The sequence below is a fragment of the Mesorhizobium sp. M0778 genome (assembly GCF_040320105.1).
Taxonomy (GTDB): domain Bacteria; phylum Pseudomonadota; class Alphaproteobacteria; order Rhizobiales; family Rhizobiaceae; genus Mesorhizobium.
On the sequence record NZ_JAMYPA010000020.1, the window covers coordinates 95243 to 115618 of the forward strand.

Below are 20376 nucleotides of genomic sequence, written 5' to 3' on the forward strand. Positions count from 1 at the left end.
TCAAACCAGATCCTCCACCGGGTCCGACCGTTTCTCGGTCAGGCCTTTCATCGGATAATCGTAGGCTGGCCTGGTGACGGTCGGCATGCGATCGAAATTATGCGCCGGAGGCGGCGAGCTTGTTTGCCATTCGAGCCCGGTGGCTCGCCATGGATTATCCGGCGCCCGCGCGCCTCGAAACAGCGACCACGCCAAATAGAGGAGCGGCATCAGATAGCCGATCGCCAGCACCACGGCGCCTGCCGACGACAGGATGTGCCAGAAAGCGAATTCCGGCGGATAGGTATGGTAGCGCCGCGGCATGCCCAAAAAGCCGAGCACATATTGCGGAAAAAAAGTCAGGTTGAAGCCGATGAAGGTCACAGCCGCGGCTATACGGCCCCAAATCTCCGAATACATGCGGCCGGTGAGCTTCGGCCACCAGAAATGCAGCCCGGCCATGTAGGCGGTCACCATGCCGCCGACCATGATGTAGTGGAAATGGGCGACGACGAAATAGGTGTCGTGAACGTGGACGTCGACGGCGAGGGCGGCAAGGAAAAGGCCGGCCAGCCCGCCAAAAGTGAATAGCGCCAGGAAGAACAGGGCATAAAGCATCGGCGTCTCGAAGCTGATTTCGCCCTTGCGCAGCGTCAGGCTCCAGTTGAACACCTTTATCGCCGATGGGATCGCGACGCAGAAGGACAGGAACGAAAACACCACGCCGGCATAGGCCGACTGCCCGCTGACGAACATGTGGTGGCCCCAGACGAGAAAGCCGAAGACGGCGATCGCCATTGAAGCCAGGGCGATGGCCTTGTAGCCGAACAGTGGCCGGCGGCTGAAGCACGGCAGCACTTCCGAGACCACCCCCATGCCCGGCAGGATCATGATGTAGACGGCGGGGTGCGAGTAGAACCAGAACAGATGCTGGAACAACAGCGGATCGCCGCCGAGGTCGGGATTGAAGATGCCGATGCCGAAGACGCGCTCCAGCACGATGAGGATCAGCGATGCTGCAAGCACCGGCGTTGCCAGCACCATCACCAGGCTGGTGGCGTACAGCGTCCAGACGAAGATCGGCAGCCGGAACCAGGTGAGGCCGGGCGCCCGCAAGGTGTGGACGGTAACGATGAAATTGATGCCGGTCATGATTGTCGAAAAGCCGACGATGAAAACGCCAAATGCCGCGGTCGAGACAAAGCCGTTGGCATAGAGCGTCGACAGCGGCGTGTAGAAGGTCCAGCCGGTGTCGACGCCGCCCAAAAGCACCGAGGCGAGCGCGAACAGGCTGCCGAACATGAAGACATACCAGCTGGCCAGGTTGAGGCGGGGAAAGGCAAGATCGCGCGCGCCGATCATCAGCGGCAACAGGAAATTGCCGAGCGTCGCCGGGATCGACGGCACCAGAAAGAACCATACCATGATGATGCCGTGCAGCGAAAACAGCCGGTTGTAGACATCGTCGGAGACCAGGTCGCCGGCCGGCGTCGCAAGCTCGATGCGCATCAGCACGGCAAACGCACCGCCGAGGAAGAAGAAGGCCGTCAGCGAGACGAGATAGAGCCACGCTACCCGTTTGTGGTCGGTTGTCAGCAGCCAGGCGCGCGGCCAGGCACCCTCACTGAGATAGTTTGCCGGCGCCAAATCGCGATTCATTGCGGCGCCTCGCTGTTTGCCGCCGGGAACGAGGGAAATTGGAACGAAAGCGACTTGAGATAGGCCATCAGCATCTGCAACTCGGCTTCATCGACCAGACCGTCGAAGCTCGGCATCACCGGCTGGTAGCCGGCGGCGATTTCCTTGTTCGGGACAAGGATCGAATCGCGCAGATAGCGTTCGTCGGCGATGACCGTCTGCCGGTTCGCCAGCGCCACCGGCCGGCCGAAAATCCCATCGAGGCCGGGCGCCCGCACCTTACTGGAATTGCCATGACAGCCGGAGCAGCCGAGCGCGCGGAACAGTTTCCCGCCGCTCGCGGCGAGGCTTTCGCCTTCATCTTGGCTGCCCAGCCACGACGCATATTGCTCCGGAGCCAGCACCGTTACCCAGCCGCCCATTTCGGAATGCTGGGTGCCGCAATATTCGGCGCAGAACAGATGGTAGCGGCCCGGTTCGGTGGCAATGAACCAGACGTTGGTGGTGCGTCCCGGCACCGCATCCTGCTTCACCCGAAAGGCCGGCACATAGAAGGAGTGGATGACGTCCTGCGATGCCAGCGACACCACCACCGCCTTGCCGACCGGCACGTGCAGCTCGTTGATCTCACGCTGGCCGCCGGAATGGCGGAACTCCCACATCCATTGCTTGCCGAGGCCGGCGATCTCGATAGCGTCCGGCGGCGGATGGTCGCGCCGCACAAACAGGACTGCGCCCCAGCCGAAGAAGATGAAGGCCATCACCAGGCTGGCAATGCTCCATGTCATCTCCAGCGGCAGGCTGCGGGCACGCGCCCCGGTACGGTCGGCGGCGGAGCCGACGCGATATTTGACGGCGTAGCCGACCACGAGAACGGTCAGGAACAGGCCGAGCGCGGCCGCGAAGGCCAGCAATGTATAGAACAACGCATCGATGCTGCTTGCGATCGACGAGGCTTCCGGCGGGAAAAACCGGATACCGAAGCTCACGCCCGCCTCCTGCGCGCCAGCTGCAGTATGGCCGTCGCCAACCCCACCACCATCACGATGCTGGCGAGCTTCAAGGCAGCCCAAATCGCCGGCGTATATTGCCCCTTAGAGGTATCGAAGCCGGCGCAGAGCAGGAAGGCATGATCGGCGATCGAGCCGAGCTTGCCGGAAGATGCCTCGACAAGGGCAAGCTTAAGATCGCGCGGCGTGAAGCTCAGCGCCGGCAGCACCTGCGCTATCCGGCCTTTCGGCGTCAGCGCGATGACGGCGATCGGATGGGCGAACTGGTCGATCCTGGCGCGTGTGTCGAAGCTGATGCCAGCCTCCGCCGCAAGGGCGGCACCGGCGCCGTCGGCACTGGTCAGGAACCGCCATGCCGACAGGTTCCTCGCGTCGGCCACAGCGGCGACGGTGGTTTGCGCATCGCTCGCATCACCGGCCGTGTCGGCGGCATCGATCGAGACGAACAAAGCGCGATAGGTTTCGGGATCGAGCGACGTCTTTTTCAAATCCGAAGCGACCGCCTGTTGGGTCACACCACAAAGGTTCGGACATTTGTCATAGCCGAAAATCAGCAGCGCCGGCCGGCCCGCAAGCGTTTGGCCGATCGTGCGCTGCACGCCGGATGCATCACGAAACACCCGGTCGAGGCTGAGCTGTGCGCCGATTTCGGGATCGAAGGCCGGGCGTGCGACGGCCGTGGCGGGCAGCGCCACGAGGAGGGAAAAAGCGGTTAGCCAAGCCTTCACGGCCTGCCTCCCTGGCCTGGCGCGGTCCGGCAGCGAGCGGCCTGTGGCGCGCGTGGTATCTCGGCCTCGACCAATCCGCAGTCGGCGCCGGCGGCCGCCGGCGGCTGCCCCCAGTTCGGCAAACCGTGGCTGACGATCGCCCACATGGCGTCCTCGATCGGAATGCGGGCAATGCCGGCGGTGCGGTCGACCCAGCCGACTTTGTTCAGTGCCTGCTCCTCCGCCTTGCGGAAGGCGGCTAGGTCGTCTTCCGGAAAGCGCTGCAAGGCGGGACTGGCTCGGTTGCCGGCCGACGATGGCCCCGGCAGCGGCCACAACGGTCTGGTGTCGAAGACGAGCCCGAGGACGATGGCTGATGCCGCCAGGAACAGCAGCAAGCCGGCCGCGAAGGCAAGCAGCGCGCCCGGCCAGATATCGCGCGTTTCGGGATGGCGGGCCGCCCTAGCCATGCGCCGGCCCCCGGCGCCAGAAGCCGATACCGTCCGGCCGGCCAAGCACGAAAAGCAGCAGCGCAAGCCAGAGGCCGCCGGCTCCTGCCAGCGCGGCAAGGTCGCACCAGAACGCTGTCACACCGCCACCGGCAAGCGGCGGTCTGATCCGCCACAGGACATCGACATAATGGCCGGCCAGCACGATGCCGCAGATCGACAGAAGGCCGGCATGGCTGCGCTTTAGATCCCGGCTGAGCAACCCGGCAAAGGGGATCGCGAATTGCAGCGCAATCAGCAGCCAGAGCAGATATTGCCAGCCATTGCTGCTGCGAATGAGGTACCAGCGGATCTCGTTCGGCAGGTCGCCGCCCCAGGTCACCAGCCATTGCATGAACGACAGGTAGGCCCATAGCAGCACGAAGCCGAACAGCATGTTGGCCAAATCCTCGCTCAGCGCGACATCCTCCTCGCCGCCCGGCATGACCTCGATCGAGCGGTTCGCACACAGCACCGTCATTGCCAGAGCGTAAGCGCCGACGACTTCGGCGGATGCTTCCAGCAGCGCATAGATCGTCGAGGAGAACTCCGGCTCGAGCGAGAGCATCCAGTCGATGGCAAAGATCGTCACCGTCAGCCCATGCGCAATCAATCCAGCGGCATAGGCCTTGCCGCGGCCGGCGCTGCCGCGGCCGCTATCGGTCGTTGTCCAGTCGAGCACGCGCCACGCCAGCACCAGCCAGATCGTAGCGCAGGCGGCAAAGCGCAACAAAAAGAACGGAACGTTCAGATAAGAGAATTTCAGGCGCACCGTCTCGGGCAATGCAGCCGCATCGGCACTCGCCCAGGGAAAGACCAGGTCGAGCCTGGGCAGAACCGGCAGCAGCAGAAGCAGCGCCAGCGGCAGCGTCGTGACCAAGCCGCGTAGCGGCTGGCGGATTGCCTCGCCCCAGCGGCCACCGGTCAGCCCATGCACCATCAGGATGGTCAGCGCACCGAGCGGCAGGCCGAGCAGGAACAGCGCCGCAGGCAGCCAGCCGGCCAACATGGCTCTGAGGTCGAAGGCCAATCCCGCGGCGCAAAGCACAAGTCCGGCGGCGGCCACGGCAAGCGCCGGCAAAATCAAACGTTCGGTGGCAAGCCGCATCATCGATCTGGCTCCGCATTGAGCTCGGCGCGGAGGCTTTCCGGCAGTTCGGCAATTGGCGCCTCGCGCGAATATTGCAGGGCGCGGATATAGGCGACGATCGCCCAGCGGTCGGCAGGCGGGACGCGCGCCGCGTAGGAAAACATGGCGCCATAGCCGTAGCTGATGACCTCATAGAAATGCCTGTCACTCGCCTTGCGCAGCGCGTCCTGATGATAGGTGGGCGGCGCTGGAAAGCCACGCTCGACGACTATGCCGTGGCCGTCGCCGGTGCGGCCGTGGCAAGGCGAACAGAAGATGTCGAAGCGCTGCCGGCCTCGCCGCAGCAGCGTCATGGTGACCGGATAGGGAAACGTGTCCGGCACCGGCGAAAGATCGGCATCGCGTGCGACCGTGTCCTCGGCCGGCGCCCGCGCCGACATGCCGTTGGCGAACTGGTTGCTCTTTTCGAGCGGATCGTAGCGCGGCTGGTCCTCCATGTCCTGCCGGCAGCCGGCGAGCAGCAAGGCTGCCGCCAGCAGACTCGTGCGCATGTTCACGCCTCCACCTCCTCGACGGTTTCGGCGCCAAGCCGGGTCAGCTGGCCCTTGGTCACGCCCTTGCGGAACTTCGGATCGGCGGCTTCGACGAGCAGGTAGAACTTGCCGCCGCGCGCGTAGGTGAAGCTCGTGGCATTGAAGACCGGGTGGTAATATTCGGGCAGGCGATTGGCGGCCAGCCCGCCGAAGAATGCGGCCAGCGCGGCGCCAAGTATCGCCGCCTCGAAGGCAATGACGAGAAAGGCCGGCCAGGAATGCAGCGGCCGGCCGCCGACATTGAGCGGATAGTCGATCTCGACCGAATAGAGGATCAGCCTGTAGACAAACACCGCGCCAGCGACGGCGCCGCCAAGGATGGCCCACGGCAAGCGCGTCTTGCGCATGCCGAGCATCTCGGCCAACCCACGCACATGGAATGGCGAGAACGCGTCCATGCGCCGGTAGCCACGCGCCCGCATGGTGCGGACCGCCTCGGTCAGCGCTTCGGGATCGGCGAAAGCCGCGATGACGCCGTAAAGTCTCATCCTGCGCTGCCCCTTTCCTCGGCCAGCTCCTCGACCTCGAAGATGGTGATGGCCGGGAGGATGCGGATGAACAGGAAGACCAGTGCTAAGAAGGTGCCGATCGAGCCGAACAGGATGCCGAAGTCGAGCCACCTCAATGACTGCTCGCCCCAGGACGACGGCAGGTAATCGCGGCTTGGCCCGGTGACGACGATGACATAGCGCTCGATCCACATGCCGACGTTGATGATGAGTGCAATGGCGAACAGCCCCGGCATGTTGAGGCGCACCCGTCGGAACCAGAGCAATTGCAAAACTGCGCCGTTGCAGGCGAGCATGGCCCAGAACAGCGGCGCATAAGGTCCGAAGGCGCGCTGCCACATCATCGTGCGCTCGTAGATCTCGCCCGAATACCAGGCGAAGAAGGCCTCGGACGCGTAGCCATAGATGACGATCATGCCGGCGGCGATCATCAGCTTGGCGGCATTGTCCATGTGCCGCAGCGTGATCAGATCCTGGACCGAAAACGCCCAGCGCAGCGGGATGGCGATGGTGAGCACCATGGCGAAGCCGGACAGCAGCGCTCCGGCAACGAAATAGGGCGGAAAGATCGTCGAGTGGAAGCCCGGCGGGATGGCGAAGGTGAAGTCGAGCGAGACGATCGAATGCACCGAGACGACCAGCGGCGTGGCCAGTGCCGCCATCAGGAAATAGACCGTCTGATAGCGCGCCCAATGAAAGGCCGAACCGCGCCAGCCGATTGCCAGTATGCCGTAGAACAGCTGCGCCGGGCGCGATTTCGCTCGGTCGCGCAGGACGGCGAGATCGGGCAGCAGGCCCATATACCAGAACATCAGCGAAACGCTGGCATAAGTGGCGATCGCCGCGAAATCCCAGACCAGCGGGCTGCGCCATTGCGGCCAGTGCATATGGGTGTTGGGCAGCGGCAGCAACCAGTAGAAGAACCACGGGCGGCCGAGATGCAGGATCGGGAAAAGCCCGGCCATTGCAACGGCAAACAGCGTCATCGCCTCGGCAAAGCGATTGATCGAGGCGCGCCATGGCTGGCGCAGAAGCAGGAGCACGGCCGAGATCAGCGTGCCGGCATGGCCGATGCCGATCCACCAGACGAAATTGCCGATCATCGTGCCCCAGACGACGGGGACGTTGATGCCGTAGGCGCCAACGCCGACCGAGATCAGATAGGTGATCGAATAGAGGAAGATGAGGACGAAGACGAAGCAGGAAAAAAAAGCTGCCCAGAAATAGCGCGGCAGCCTGCCGTCGAGGACGATCGCACTGATACGGCCGCTGATCTCCGGAAGGTCGTGCCTGCCACGCAGAACGGGCAATGCGCCCGGTTTTGCAGCAAAAGCCTCAGCCATCGGCTTTCCCGCCCGACGAGAGACGGCCATTGATATTTTTGATCTTGCCGAGATAGGTGGTGCGCGGTCGCGTATTCAGCTCCTCGAGCAAGGCGTAGTGATGCGGTGCCGCTTTTTCCTGCGCCACCCTGGCGCCCTTGCCGTTGAGATCGCCGAAGACGATCGCCTGCGTCGGGCAGGCCTGCTGGCAGGCGGTCACCACTTCGCCGTCGGCTATGGCGCGGTTTTCGGTCTGAGCCTTGATGCGCTTTTCGGAAATGCGCTGGACGCAGTAGGTGCATTTTTCCATCACGCCGCGCGAACGGACGCTGACGTCTGGATTGTGCACGGCCTGTTCGGGTCCCGCCGCATCCTTGTCGAATTCCTGGAAGTCCAGGAAGTTGAAGCGCCGCACCTTGTAGGGGCAGTTCTGCGAGCAATAGCGCGTCCCTATGCAACGGTTATAGACCTGCGCGTTGAGCCCGTCATGGGTGTGGGTGGTGGCGTTGACCGGACAGACGACCTCGCACGGCGCCTTCTCGCAATGCATGCAAGGCACCGGCTGGAAAAAGACCTCTGGATCGTCGGGCGGGCCGGAATAGTAGCGGTCGATCCGCAGCCAATGCATCTCATGGCCGAGTGCCGACTCGTCCGGCCCGACGGTGGCGATGTTGTTTTCCGCCTGGCAAGCAGAAACACAGGCCATGCAGCCGATGCATGCCGACTGATCGATCGACATGGCCCAGGCTTCCTGGCTGTATTGCCAGTCAGGATAGAGCGACTCGCTTGGCGTCGGCGGCACGCCGTCGCGCACGAAGTGCGGATTTTTGCGAAAGGCATCGAGCGAGGCATGGCGAACGATCGCCCTGCCCTCCATCGCCTGGTGGTGTTGTGTGGTGATGACCCGTGCGCTGCTGTCGCGCGGCGTGATCATGGCGCCATCGACGATCCAGGGAGCCTCAGGGCTTCGCAGCCTGTACGCGTCGTGGCCGTCAGCGAGTGCTGCCACCGAACCGAGCTTCCGGCCGAAACCCAGAGCAAGCGTCACGGTGTCGTCGGGATGGCCAGGCATGATCCAGACCGGCGCATCGATGTCCATGCCGTTCGAGGCGATGTTGACGACCCGGCCGTTTTCCACCTGAAGCCGTCCTGATGTCGCCGGCGACATCAGGGCTGCGTTGCCCCAGACGATCTTGCTCAGCGGCCGCGGCAGCTCCTGCAGCCAGGACGAATTGGCATTGCGTCCATCGCGCAGCCAGGGATCGGCAACGAAACGGATTTCGACGCCTTTTGCCGCTTCGATGCGCGGCTTCAGGCCGCGCAAATCCGGGGGCATCGCGACATCGGCTGGAATGCTGGCACTGCCGGACACAAAGCCGTCGCGAAGCGCCTTTCGCCACGCAGGATCGTCCAGTGTCTGCGCCCAGGTCCGGCGGACGAGCTGCAGCGCAGAAACAGCTAATTCACCGCCAAGCACGGCGAGGAGTTCATGCACGGTCCGCCCCCGGTAAAGCGGCCTGATCAGCGGCTGCACGATCGACGCGGTTCCGTCATGGGCGCGCAGGTCACTCCAGCTCTCGAGATCATGCGCAGCAGGGATATGCCAGTGTGCGACGAAGGCGGTTTCGTCGCGGTGGAGACCCCAGTGGACAAGAAGCTTCAGCTGCGAAAACACGTCGTGGACATCAAGTCCCGCAGGCGCAGTGTGGAGAGGATTGGCGCCAAGTATGACAACGGTGTCGATGTCCCGCGCGGCGATCGCCTGGCAAAGTGCCGCGAGGTCGCCCTCGATGGGCATCGCGTCGGGCGGCTCGATCAGTTCCACGGTGTTGCCAAGCGCACCAAGCCGCGCATTCATGGCAAGAGCGGCGGCATGGACGAACGGCGTTTGATGGGCGCCCGGCACGATCAGCGCCGAGCGGCCGGCCGCCTTCAGGTCGTTCGCGGCGGCAGCCAGCCAGGTCGGGTCCAATGCCAAGGCGCTTGGCGCCGCTTCGCCGCCAAGCACGGCGCTCAGCGCCGCTGCGACGGTTTCGACCTCGCTCGGCCGCACCGGCCGGCGATGATCGGCGGCAGCGCCGGTGATCGTCGGCGTCGACTCCACCGCATAGAGCCGGCTCATCGTATCGTCCGCCCGGCGCACGCGGCGTCTTGCAGCGAAATCACGGGCGTAGGCGAGACGACCGGGGCCTTCGCCCAGGAAATCCGCGTCGAGACTGAAAATCACGTCGGCGCGATCAAACCGGCAGACCGGTGCAAGCGCCCTGCCGAACAGGATCTGTGTGGCTTCGGTGCCGGACGGCGTCGCCAGGGGATCGTGCCGGAACAGCCTCAGCCTGGGATAGCGCGCGCGCAGCGCCTCGAGCTGCGCCTTCATGGTGGGCGAGGTCGTTGCTTCGATCAGCAGCGCCGTGCCAGCTCTAGCGAGCCGCGAGGTGAGCTCGGCCATGTCGGCAAGGAAGTCGTCATAGGCTGCGGGTTCGCCATGCTTCAGCGGCATGCGCGAGCGATCGGGGTCGAACAGCGACAGCACCGCCGCCTGCATGACAGCGTCCGTCGCGCCGCGCGAGGCCGGATGGTCGGGATTGCCTTCCACCTTGGTCGGCCGGCCCTCATGGCTTTCGACCACCGCACCGATGCCGTAGCCGTCGCTCGACAGCGTGGTCGCGTAATAAAGCGGCCGGCCGGGAACGATGTTTTCCGGCTGGCGGATATAAGGCAGGATGTCTTCGGCCCGGCTGCAGGCGGCAAGCCCGGCCAGCGACAGCGATGCACCCATCAGCTTCAGCAGCGTGCGCCGGTCGAGCCGCGCCGGGATGCGCTCGGCGATCGAAGGAAATTCGGCATCGACGAAGCGGCGGAATTCCGGTGTATCGGCGAGTTCGTCGAGGCTCCGCCACAGCTCCGGACCAGGCGAAAGCCGTTCGCGCAGGCCGGCCATGTCTGGAGCCGCAATCGGCTTGTCAGCGGTGGCAGACATAACAGTCGGTCATGGTCTCGGGGTGGATATCGAGAAGGCTGATGAGCGACCGGCGGATTTCGGCGATGCCGGCCGGCGGCTTCCAGTGCATCAGGAACACGTCCTGCGGCGGACGCAAATTGGGCTCGGGATCGCGATGGCATCCCAGGCACCATTCCATCGACAGCGCGTGCGCCCGCCGTATCAGCGGCATGTCGTCGACCTCGCCATGGCACGTCTCGCAGGCGACGCCTTTGGCGATATGGATCGAATGATTGAAATAGACGAAGTCGGGCACACTGTTCACCCGCTGCCACTGCAATGGCTGCCCGGAGGCAAGGCTCGCCCGTACCGGCGCCAGCATGTCCGCGTTGGTGAAGAGCTGCGAATGGCAGGTCATGCACACCTCCGTCGCCGGCAGACCAGCCGATGACGAAGTCTCGACGCCGCTATGGCAATAACGGCAATCGAGGCCGAGCTCGCCGACATGGTGCCTGTGGCTGAACGGCACTGGTTGCGCCAACGGCCGGCCAACGCCGGTGACGAAGTCCGAACGCAGGATGGCGGTACCGCCGAGAGCCGCAAAGATGGCCATGAAACACGCGCCCCACAGAGCGAAGCGTGAAATGCCGTTGGCGCTCCTTGAAAAGACCTGCGGCATCCCCTCGCCGATTTCACATCCAGCAACCGTATCCACCCCCCAAAGCCCCTAACTGCGGCTGCGTGGGTAAGTTCCGGCCGGGGCAGCGGAGATCACAGAATGGTTACCCCGCCCTGGCCCATCGGGTCGGCTGACCGGAAACCATCGAACACTCCATGCGTTCGGATGAGGTCACGTTTCGTTTCACCCGGACAACCATCATGACCATCCCCGACCTCCATCCCATTCGCCGCTGGGCGCGCGCGGCATGAATCTCGCCGCATCATTCGCCAGGCGTTTCGTCGAAGGCACGCTGGCCGGCTACACAAGCGAACGCCACCCGATAGGGCGACGGTGGATCACCCTCAGCGAGCGCATCCTGTCAATGGCCCGGTCGGACAATGGCATCATGCAAAGCTTCAGGAACGCGGCCTTCAGCGTCGTCGGCCATCTACCGCGGCTGCAACGGCCACTGCTGGAGCGGGTCGCCGGGCTGAAGGAATGAAGTGGTCGCATAAACCTTTTCGCCGGACGTGCGTTGTTGGGTTTCAAGCCAGGGAGATGACCATGCAGATGAAATCGGAAATCGCCGGCGAGGCCGCCAAGCAACGGCACATCCAGCGCCGTATCGACGAGAAGGACAAGTCCAAGTCCAAGGGCAAGCCAAAAGGCGCCATGCAGGCCGGTGCCCGCAAATATCCCGAGCCGCCCTTCCCCGAGCAGCACCAGCCGAAGCCGGGGCATGAATGGGCGATCGAGCCGGCGCCGCTTTACGATGCGCCATTTTATATCGGATCGAAAAAACTCGACGGCAAAGTGGCCGTCATTACCGGCGGCGATTCAGGCATCGGCCGCGCGGTGGCCGTGCTCTATGCACGTGAAGGCGCCGATGTGGCGATCGTCTATCTGTCGGAGGACAAGGACGCCGAAGAGACCAAAAGGGCCGTCGAAACCGAAGGCCGGCGATGCATCCTGATCAAGGCCGATGTCAGCGAACGCGGCCACTGCCACAACGCGGTGGCTGAGATCGTGCAGCAGTTTGGGCGGATCGACGTGCTGGTCAACAACGCCGCTTTCCAGGTCCATTCCAGCGATTTCAGCGAGCTGACCGAGGAGCATTTCGACACCACGCTGAAGACCAACCTCTACGGCTATTTCCACATGGCGCAGGAGGCCGTTCCGCACATGAAACCCGGTTCGGCGATCATCAACACCGGTTCAGTGACCGGCATCGAGGGATCGAAGCAACTGGTCGATTACTCCATGACCAAGGGCGGCATTCATGCCTTCACCCGCGCGCTCTCGGGCAACCTTGTCGACAAGGGCATAAGGGTCAACGCCGTGGCACCAGGCCCGGTTTGGACGCCGCTCAACCCCTCGGACAAGGAAGCCGGCGATGTTTCGAAATTTGGCGCCGACACACCGATGAAACGACCGGCACAACCGGAAGAGATCGCGCCAGCGTATGTGTTCCTCGCCTCGCCGCACTGCTCGAGCTACATCACCGGCGAGATATTGCCAATCGTCGGCGGCTACTGACGACATGTATTTCATAGCCTTGGCCACCGACTACGACGGCACGCTGGCGCATGAAGGGATTGTCGCCGAAAAGACACTTGCGGCGCTTCAACGCTTCAAGAAGAGCGGCCGCAAGCTCATTCTCGTCACCGGGCGCGAGCTGCCCGACCTGAAACGCGTCTTTCCCGAAGTCGCGATCTTCGACAAGGTGGTCGCGGAAAACGGGGCGCTGATCTACACGCCGGCCAGCGAGGAGGAGCGGACGATATCTCCGCCGCCCGCCCCCGAGTTCATCGCCAAACTCAGGAAACACGGTGTCAAACCGCTTTCGGTCGGACGCTCGATCGTCGCCACCTGGGAACCGCATCAGGTTACCGCGCTCGAGGTCATCAAGAAATTGGGGCTGGAGCTGGAAATCATCTTCAACAAGGGCGCGGTGATGATCCTGCCCAGCGGCATCAACAAGGCGACCGGGCTGACAGCCGCGCTTCAGGACCTCAGATTGTCGCCGCACAACGTCGTCGGTGTCGGCGACGCCGAAAACGACCACGCCTTCCTGCGCGCCTGCGGCTTCAGCGTCGCCGTCGACAACGCACTGCCGGCAGTCAAGGATACGGCGGATCTCGTGACACGAGGCGCGCGCGGAAAAGGCGTCGAGGAACTAATCGCCAAGGTGGTCGAGCGCGATCGCGAGCTTGTGCCAAGCCGCGATGGCATTCTGCTTGGCTCGGACGATGGCAAGGAGGTGTATCTGTCGCCAACCGATACGGTGCTGATCGCCGGCAGCTCGGGCATCGGCAAATCGACCTTGGCGACCGCATTGACGGAGCGTTTTGTCGAGAGAAAGTTCCAGTTCTGCATCTTCGATCCGGAAGGCGACTACGATGGCCTCGAGGGCGCCGTCCGGCTGGGCGACGGCTCGAACGCGCCGACGAAGACGCAGTTGCTCGATCTCCTGGAGAAGCCGGACAACAATCTGGTCGTCAACGGCCTGGCGCTGCGCGTCAACGAGCGGCCGGACTTCTTTGCCGACCTGCTGCCGGGCCTTGGCGGTGTTCGCTTCCGCACCGCGCGACCACACTGGCTGATCATCGATGAGGCGCATCACCTCTTGCCGAAGCGGCGCGACGACACGCCAATGGTTCTGGCGATGGAATTGCCGGGCACGATCCTGATCACCGTTCATCCGGATGCGATCTCAACCGAAGCATTGCGGCTGGTCACCGCCGTCATCGCACTCGGCCCCAAGGCGAAAAAGGTCGTCAAGACGTTCTGTCGCGAGACCGGCACCGAACCGCCAAAGGACAAGGATCTGAGCTCTCCAAAAGACGAGCACGTGCTGTTCTGGCGGCCGCAGGCGCACAAGAAACCTGCCATGGTCGAGCCGATCGAGCCGCGGCAGTCGCTCAAGCGCCATAGCCGCAAATATGCCGAGGGCCAGCTCGACGAGAAGGGCAGCTTCTATTTCCGCGGCCCCGACCATGCGATGAACCTGCGCGCCCATAATCTGATGATTTTCGCCCAGATCGCCGAGGGCATTGACGATAAGACCTGGGAACATCATTTGCGCGCCGGCGACTATTCCAAATGGTTTCGCCACCAGATCAGGGATAAGGAGCTGGCGCGCGAAACCGCCGAAGCGGAGAAAGACGACACACTTTCGGCGCAGGAGAGCCGCAACCACGTCCTGGACGCAGTGCGCCGCCGCTATACCGCGCCCGCCACCGCGCCGAAGGAATAGATGCAAACTGCGCCTAGCCGGTCCGAAGCCGGGCTGAGTTGGAGAGGTCAGACGATCAGGTGATCGATCCTGATCGGCAGGTCGCGAATGCGCTTGCCGGTGGCGTGGTAGACCGCGCTCGCGACCGCCGCGGCGGTCCCGACATTGCCGAGTTCGCCCAAACCCTTGACGCCGGCCGGGTTCACCTCGTGGTCAATCTCCGGAACCAGTATCACTTCCAGCTGCTTCACGTCGGCGTTGACCGGCACGAGATAGTCCTGCAGGTCGCGATTGACGTAGCGCGCATGACGCTTGTCGATTTCCGTCGCCTCGTGCAAGGCTTGGCCGATGCCCCAGATCATGCCGCCCATCAGCTGGCTGCGAGCGGTGCGGGTGTTCATGATGCGCCCGGCGACAAAGGCGCCGACGATGCGCGGGACGCGGATCTCGCGCGTATGGCTGTTGATGCGCACCTCGACGAATTCCGCGCCAAAGGCGTATTTCACCGAATCCTTGTCCTGGTCGCCGCCGTGGAACTCCGATTGCCCGGCATAGAGCTTCTTCAGCGCCTCCGGTGACGATCCCTTTGGCGCGAATTCGGCATATTCCTCGATCGCACCGATCTGCATCGTCTTGAAAACATCCGACAGCTTGGCCGATTTGCCGTTGTCCGCGACGATTTTCTCTTGGCTCATTTCAAGCTTGGCGTTGCCGGACCCGGCCAGCGGCCCGGCTTCGGCGACGGCCGCGGCGAAGAGCTTTGCGCGGACGGCATCGCAGGCCTTCAGCACCGCCGAGCACACGCTTGCCGTCGAAATCGACCCGCCGGACACCGGTGCCGGCGGCAAGGCGCTGTCGCCCATTTCGACGCTGATCTTGTCCATTTCTATCCCGAGCCGTTCGGCTGCCATCTGCGCTGCCACCGTGCGCACGCCGGTGCCGATCTCATGCGAGCCGCATTGGACGCGAACCTCGCCGTCAGTGGTCAGGCGGACGCGGGCGGCGCATGGCGCAGCCGCCGTCGGATAGATTGCGGTGGCGCAGCCCATGCCGACCAGCCAGTCGCCGTCACGCATCGAGCCAACCGCGGCCTCGCGCTTGGACCAGCCGAAGGCCTCGGCGGCCTGGTCGTAGCATTTCACGAGCGAGCGGCTGGAGAAGGGCTTGCCGCCGATCGGCTCCTTCTGCGGCTCGTTGACGCGGCGGAACTCGACCGGGTCCATGCCGAGCGCCACCGCCATCTCGTCCATGGCATTTTCCAGCGCATAGACATAGGGCGTCTCCGGCGGCGAACGCATGTAGCCAGGCGTATTGCGGTCGGCATGCACCAGCGAGACGTGGGTCAGCACCGAGCCGTAATCGTACATGCGTCCGGTGGCCGAAGTGCCACCGACGACATAGGGATCGGGCCGCGACGTGACTTCCCAGCCTTCGTGTGCAAAGGCGGTGATGCGGCCGTCCTGGTTTGCGCCGATGCGGATGCGGTGCCGGGTCTCCGCCCTGTAGGTCTGCGTGCCGTACGCCTGAATGCGGCTGACGACGCAGCGCACCGGCCGGCCGACGCGGCGGGCCGCAACGGCAACGATCGCCGTGCGGGCCGTCATCGGCCCCTTGGAGCCGAAGGCGCCGCCGACATAGGGACTGACGATCCGCACATTGGCCGGATCGATCTTCAACTGCCGGGCGAGCTCGGCCTTCCAGCCGGTGACGTTCTGGCTCGGTTCATAGACCGTGAGCTGATCGCCCTGCCAGACCGCCGTCGTCGAGAACAGCTCGATCGGGTTGTGGTGCTGGGTCGGCGTCGAATATTTCTCGTCGATCTTCACTGCGGCTGCGGCATAGGCAGCATCGAAGTCGCCGGCTTTGACGTCCTCCTTGAACAACGGACTCTTGCCGGCGGCCGGCTCCATCTCCGTTCCCCTGGAATCGAAGCCGGCGCTGGGCGTCTCTTCGGCGTAGTCGGCGCGGATCAGCGCCGCGGCTTCCTCGGCCGCCTCGAATGTTTCAGCCACCACCAGCGCGATGATCTGGCCGTCGTGGAAAATGGCCTTGTCATGCAGCGGCGCGATCGAACTTGCACCGGTGTTGCCGAATTTCGGCTTGTCGATGCCGTCCATGTCGCCGACGCTGACGATATCGAGAACGCCGGGCACCTTACGCGCCCTTTCGAGCCGGACGGCGGTGATGCTGCCCTTGGCGATGCTGCTGGTAGCAAGTGCGCCATAGGCCATATTGGCGGTTGGAAGATCAGCCGAATAGCCGGCCTGTCCGGTGACCTTCAGGCGGGCATCGATGCGCGGAACGGGATTTCCCATGTTCTCTTTCGGCGCGGGAGCAGCTTGGTTCATGGGTCAGACCTTCATGTCGCGCGTTTCGAGCAGTGCCCGCACAAGCGTGCGCTTGCCGAGCGGTATCTTGAACGCATTGTGTTCGCGCGGTTTCGCCTCGGCGAACGCGGCTTCGGCGGCAGCTTCGGCCGCCTCATCGTCGAGTGCCTTGCCGCTCAGTGCTTCCTCGGCCGCCTTGGCCCGCCATGGCACGGTTGCCACGCCGCCAAGCGCAATGCGCGCCTGGCTGACGGTGTCGCCGTCCATATCCAGAGCCACGGCCGCCGAGGCCAGCGCGAACGCATAGGACTCGCGGTCGCGGATCTTCAGGTAGCGTGAGCGGCGGCTCCAGGCGCCAAGCGGCACCTCGATGGCCGTGATCACCTCGTCGGAGGCCAGTTCGGTCTCAACGTTGGGCGTATCTCCCGGCAGGCGATGTAGCCTCGAAAACGCTATCTTGCGCATACCGCGCCTTGCCTCCACCTCGACCGTCGCGCCGAGCGCGATCAGCGCTTGGGCGAAATCGCCGTGGTAGGTGGCGATGCAGGCGTTGCTGGTGCCAAGGACCGCATGTTGCCGGTTGAAGCCTTCCATGGCCGCGCAGCCGGAGCCCGGCTCGCGCTTGTTGCATGGCCAGGACGTCTCGCGAAAATACTCGCACCGCGTCCGCTGCAACACATTGCCGGCCAGGCTCGCCATGTTGCGGATCTGGCCGCTGGCGGCGAACTTCAGGCTTTCGGCAAGCATCGGGCAAAGGCGCTTGATCTCGCCTGTGTCAGCAGCCTCGCCCATGCGGACCAGCGCGCCGAAGCGGATGCTGTCGTCGCCGACCTCGATCTGCCGCAGGGCCCTGTCACCGAGACCATTGAGATCGACCAGCCGTTCCGGCCGGGCCACGCCAAGCTTCATGTAGTCGGCCAGATTGGTGCCGCCGGCGATGAATTGCGCGGCGGCCTCGGTCGGCGGAACACCCTCTGCGGCAAAACGGGAAGCAATGGCGGCCGCCGCGGACACGCTGGCCGGTCTCTCGTAAACGAAGGGGCGCATCTCAGGCTTTCCTTGTTTCGTCCCGGGCCTGCACGATGGCCGCGACTATGTTGGGGTAGGCAGCGCAGCGGCAGAGATTACCGCTCATATACTCGCGGATATCGTCCTCGGAGCCGGCATGGCCTTCGTTGATGCAACCGATGGCGGACATGATCTGGCCGGGCGTGCAGTACCCGCATTGGAAGGCGTCATTGTCGATGAAGGCCTGCTGCATCGGATGCAGATTGCCGTCGGCGGAAGCGAGCCCTTCCACCGTGGTGATCTCATGGCCCTTGTTCATCACGGCGAAGCTCAGGCACGACAGCACCCGCTTGCCGTCGACAAGAACGGTGCAGGCCCCGCACTGGCCATGGTCGCAGCCTTTCTTGGTACCCGTCAGGCCGACATGGTCGCGCAGCGCGTCGAGCAGGCTGGTGCGATTGTCGAGGGCGAGATTGTAGGGCTGCTTGTTGATGCGCAGTGAAATCGCCGACAGATCGCGCGGCTCGGCCGAAGCGGCAGGTTGCGGGGCGGCGGCTTTTGCCGACGTGGCCATGAGCGGCCCTGCCGCAGCCGCCGAAACGGATCCGGTCATGAAACTGCGTCGGCTCAGGCTGGCAAGAGGGGTTTCGGACATGGCTGGCTCCCGGCTGGCTGGGTCTCAAGCCGGCCGAACCAGTCACGCAAGGCAAGGTTCCTCCGCCTCACGTGGCTGTGATCCTATGTTCATCCGAACCGTGCCGGGGAACTCTCGAGCCGGCTTGCCGTTCAACCCCGATCGGACAGAACCGAAATGGCGTCTGGAGCGAGATCATGAAGTCACAGATTGTTGCCGAAAGCGCCGGCCAAAGAACGTTCGTCGTTGTGCTTGATCCCGGCGAAGAGGCGTTTGCGCAGCTGACCTCGTTTGCGGCCGACCACGGCGTTGGCAGCGCGTCGCTGAGCGCGCTCGGCGCTTTCGAAAGGGCAACTGTCGGCTGGTTCGACCCTAGGGAAAGGACCTACCGGAAAATTCCCATCCGGGAACAGTGCGAGGTGCTGAGCGCGATTGGCGATGTTGCCATCGGCGACGACGGCAAGCCCAGCCTGCACGTCCATGCCGTGCTCGGATTGAGCGACGGCAGCACAAGGGGCGGCCATCTGCTGGACGCCATCGTTCGCCCGACGCTCGAGGTCACGCTGGTGGAAACGCCTGGACATCTGCGCCGCAGGCACCGTCCCGAGCTCGGTGTCGCGTTGATCGACCTGGAGGCTTGATCCGAGCCGATCACTTCGTTGATTTAACTGCGGTCGTTTCGGGGGCGACTTCCCAACCGAAGACGCTGCGGCCGCCGAGCAGATGCGATTGCTCGAACTCCCCGGCGACGATTTCCTTCAGGCTCGGCCCGGTGGCATAGCGCTCGACTTGCCGCGACTGGTCGTCCAGCCGCCGCAAGGCGCCGACCTCTTCCTCACGGCCGAGCCTGGCCTTCTGGACAGCCGACTTCAGCACGCCGATCGTCTCGTCATAGACCTTCAACGGCACAGGGAACGGATGCCTGTCCTTGCCGCCATGCGCCAGCGAGAAACGTCCTGGATCGGAAAAACGGCATGGCGCGCCATGCACGACTTCGGCGACCAGCGCCAGCGCCCGCACCGTGCGCGCGCCGACATTGGGCACCAGGAGAAGGCCGGCGAAATCCGCCGGGCCGCGCTCGGCCGCCGCCGCGATGTTGCCGTGCAGGCGGCGCATGACGACATCGCTTTCGCGTACATCGTGGTGCGCCGGCATCACCAGATGCGGCAGCAGCTTCTGTGCCGGCTCCGGCACTGGCGCCGAACCCCGCTCCAAAGCGGCAAGCTCCCTCACGATGCGATCCGGTCCAAGATCGTGCAGAAGGTCCAGTTGTCCCTGGCGCGACGCTTCGGCGCGGCGGTCTGTCAGGTTGACGATCTCGCCCTGGTTGGCGCCTTCGATGGCGGCATGCGGCTGGTCGACAAAGCTCTTCAGGCCCTCCGACAGCCAGTGATAGCGGCGCGCCACCTTGCTGTCGCCGTTCATGCCTTGCTGCACCACCACCCACTTGCCGTCATCGGTGACGATGAAGCCGTGCAGATAGAGATCGAAACCGTCCTGGACCGCGGCGCTGTCCACCTTGGCGACAAGCCGGCTGGCAGTCGCCAGGCCCTGCCCGTCGAGGCCGACACGCTCGCCGATCAGGGCAAGCTCGTGCGGGGTCTTGCGCGAATGCGCGCCGCGGCCGCCGCAAACGTGAATGCCGAGCTCGCTGGAAAGCGGCGACAGGCCGCGCTTCAAGGCACCGACGACGCTGGTGGTGATGCCGGAGGAGTGCCAGTCCATCCCCATCACGGCGCCAAAAGACTGGAACCAGAACGGATGCGCCAGCCGGCGCAGCAATTCATCGCGGCCGTAATGGTGGATGATCGCCTCGCACATGACCGCGCCAAGCCGCGTCATGCGGTCGCCGAGCCATTTCGGCACGCGCCCGCCGTGAAGTGGAAGGTCAGCACTTCCCGATCGCTGTGCCACGCTCTTTTGCTTGCTCCTTGAGTCCTGCCTCGACAGATAGGTATCGAAAGTGCCGCGAAGAAGCGATGGCCTGATTCAGGCCGCGATCGTTGCGAGCCGCTAGAGCTGTTCCAGGAAAAGTGTGAAACGGTTTTCCGTCCGGAATTGCGCAGAAACAAAGCGATAGAGCGGTTCGGCGTTTCCGTGAAATGATGAACCGCTTGTCTTATGATTTTCCGTCGTTTCGAGGCCAAAGTGGGTTGCCGCCTGCGGGCCTTCCACACCCCCCGGGCGGGGGGAGGGTGGGTTGGATGTACCCGGGGGCTGTGTGGGCCCGGCGA

The 20376-nt window shown here is 64.1% G+C and carries 18 protein-coding genes; 4 read left to right on the forward strand and 14 right to left on the reverse strand.

Translation table 11 applies throughout. The features are described 5' to 3' along the window. From ctaD to NKI22_RS24385, 10 genes are read right to left on the reverse strand one after another with little or no spacing between them, the layout of a single operon-like run. Window positions 1-1638: a cytochrome c oxidase subunit I gene (gene ctaD, locus NKI22_RS24340; protein WP_352816773.1), complete on the reverse strand. Its 1638-nt coding sequence runs from the start codon at window positions 1636-1638 to the stop codon at window positions 1-3. Beyond that, window positions 1635-2606, reverse strand: a complete 972-nt coding sequence (gene coxB, locus NKI22_RS24345; RefSeq protein ID WP_023720526.1) for a cytochrome c oxidase subunit II — start codon at window positions 2604-2606, stop codon at window positions 1635-1637. Before coxB ends, ctaD begins: the two co-directional genes overlap by 4 nt. After that, window positions 2603-3355 carry an SCO family protein gene (locus tag NKI22_RS24350; protein ID WP_031194452.1) on the reverse strand — a complete coding sequence of 251 codons (753 nt, stop codon included), beginning with the start codon at window positions 3353-3355 and terminating at the stop codon, window positions 2603-2605. Before NKI22_RS24350 ends, coxB begins: the two co-directional genes overlap by 4 nt. After that, window positions 3352-3804: a hypothetical protein gene (locus tag NKI22_RS24355; RefSeq protein ID WP_023720528.1), complete on the reverse strand. Its 453-nt coding sequence runs from the start codon at window positions 3802-3804 to the stop codon at window positions 3352-3354. Before NKI22_RS24355 ends, NKI22_RS24350 begins: the two co-directional genes overlap by 4 nt. Continuing rightward, entirely contained in the window at window positions 3797-4933 is a 1137-nt protein-coding gene (locus NKI22_RS24360; protein ID WP_352816775.1) for a hypothetical protein, read from the reverse strand. Before NKI22_RS24360 ends, NKI22_RS24355 begins: the two co-directional genes overlap by 8 nt. Next, on the reverse strand, window positions 4930-5463 hold the full coding sequence (locus NKI22_RS24365; protein ID WP_023720530.1) for a c-type cytochrome: 534 nt from the start codon (window positions 5461-5463) through the stop codon (window positions 4930-4932). Before NKI22_RS24365 ends, NKI22_RS24360 begins: the two co-directional genes overlap by 4 nt. Window positions 5464-5465: 2 nt before the next feature. Beyond that, window positions 5466-5993, reverse strand: coding sequence for a DUF3341 domain-containing protein (locus tag NKI22_RS24370; RefSeq protein ID WP_023720531.1), 528 nt, complete (start codon window positions 5991-5993; stop codon window positions 5466-5468). Next, on the reverse strand, window positions 5990-7357 hold the full coding sequence (gene nrfD, locus NKI22_RS24375; protein ID WP_023720532.1) for an NrfD/PsrC family molybdoenzyme membrane anchor subunit: 1368 nt from the start codon (window positions 7355-7357) through the stop codon (window positions 5990-5992). Before nrfD ends, NKI22_RS24370 begins: the two co-directional genes overlap by 4 nt. Next, a complete protein-coding gene (locus tag NKI22_RS24380) occupies window positions 7350-10316 on the reverse strand; it encodes a TAT-variant-translocated molybdopterin oxidoreductase (RefSeq protein WP_352816779.1) in 2967 nt (988 codons plus the stop codon). The genes nrfD and NKI22_RS24380 overlap by 8 nt, the downstream gene beginning before the upstream one ends. Further along, entirely contained in the window at window positions 10300-10956 is a 657-nt protein-coding gene (locus tag NKI22_RS24385; protein ID WP_023720534.1) for a cytochrome c3 family protein, read from the reverse strand. Before NKI22_RS24385 ends, NKI22_RS24380 begins: the two co-directional genes overlap by 17 nt. A 247-nt stretch (window positions 10957-11203) precedes the next feature. Between NKI22_RS24385 and NKI22_RS24390 the strand changes: the two genes are divergently transcribed. From NKI22_RS24390 to NKI22_RS24400, 3 genes are all read left to right on the forward strand, one after another. Beyond that, window positions 11204-11440 carry an FAD-dependent monooxygenase family protein gene (locus tag NKI22_RS24390; RefSeq protein WP_352548013.1) on the forward strand — a complete coding sequence of 79 codons (237 nt, stop codon included), beginning with the start codon at window positions 11204-11206 and terminating at the stop codon, window positions 11438-11440. 62 nt (window positions 11441-11502) lie between these two features. Further along, complete coding sequence (locus NKI22_RS24395) at window positions 11503-12474, forward strand: SDR family oxidoreductase (protein ID WP_352481428.1); 972 nt, start codon at window positions 11503-11505, stop codon at window positions 12472-12474. Window positions 12475-12478: 4 nt separating this feature from the next. Beyond that, a complete protein-coding gene (locus tag NKI22_RS24400) occupies window positions 12479-14194 on the forward strand; it encodes an HAD family hydrolase (protein ID WP_023720538.1) in 1716 nt (571 codons plus the stop codon). A 47-nt stretch (window positions 14195-14241) separates the two neighbouring features. Here the strand turns inward: NKI22_RS24400 and NKI22_RS24405 are convergent, their stop codons facing one another. Genes NKI22_RS24405 through NKI22_RS24415 form a run of 3 tightly spaced genes read right to left on the reverse strand, consistent with a single transcriptional unit; the run spans window position 14242 to window position 18163 of the window. Next, complete coding sequence (locus tag NKI22_RS24405) at window positions 14242-16521, reverse strand: xanthine dehydrogenase family protein molybdopterin-binding subunit (RefSeq protein ID WP_352816785.1); 2280 nt, start codon at window positions 16519-16521, stop codon at window positions 14242-14244. Window positions 16522-16524: 3 nt separating this feature from the next. Then, window positions 16525-17547 carry an FAD binding domain-containing protein gene (locus tag NKI22_RS24410; protein ID WP_352481425.1) on the reverse strand — a complete coding sequence of 341 codons (1023 nt, stop codon included), beginning with the start codon at window positions 17545-17547 and terminating at the stop codon, window positions 16525-16527. Window position 17548: 1 nt separating this feature from the next. Further along, a complete protein-coding gene (locus NKI22_RS24415; protein WP_352548009.1) occupies window positions 17549-18163 on the reverse strand; it encodes a (2Fe-2S)-binding protein in 615 nt (204 codons plus the stop codon). Between the two features lie 176 nt (window positions 18164-18339). Here NKI22_RS24415 and NKI22_RS24420 point away from each other — a divergent pair, with 176 nt between their 5' ends. After that, window positions 18340-18783 carry a PPC domain-containing DNA-binding protein gene (locus tag NKI22_RS24420; protein WP_352481423.1) on the forward strand — a complete coding sequence of 148 codons (444 nt, stop codon included), beginning with the start codon at window positions 18340-18342 and terminating at the stop codon, window positions 18781-18783. 10 nt (window positions 18784-18793) lie between these two features. Here NKI22_RS24420 and NKI22_RS24425 read toward each other — a convergent pair whose 3' ends face one another. Further along, the gene (locus NKI22_RS24425; RefSeq protein WP_352481422.1) at window positions 18794-20056 is read right to left on the reverse strand and encodes a DUF763 domain-containing protein; all 1263 of its coding nucleotides are present in this window, start codon (window positions 20054-20056) and stop codon (window positions 18794-18796) included. Window positions 20057-20376 lie beyond the last annotated feature (320 nt).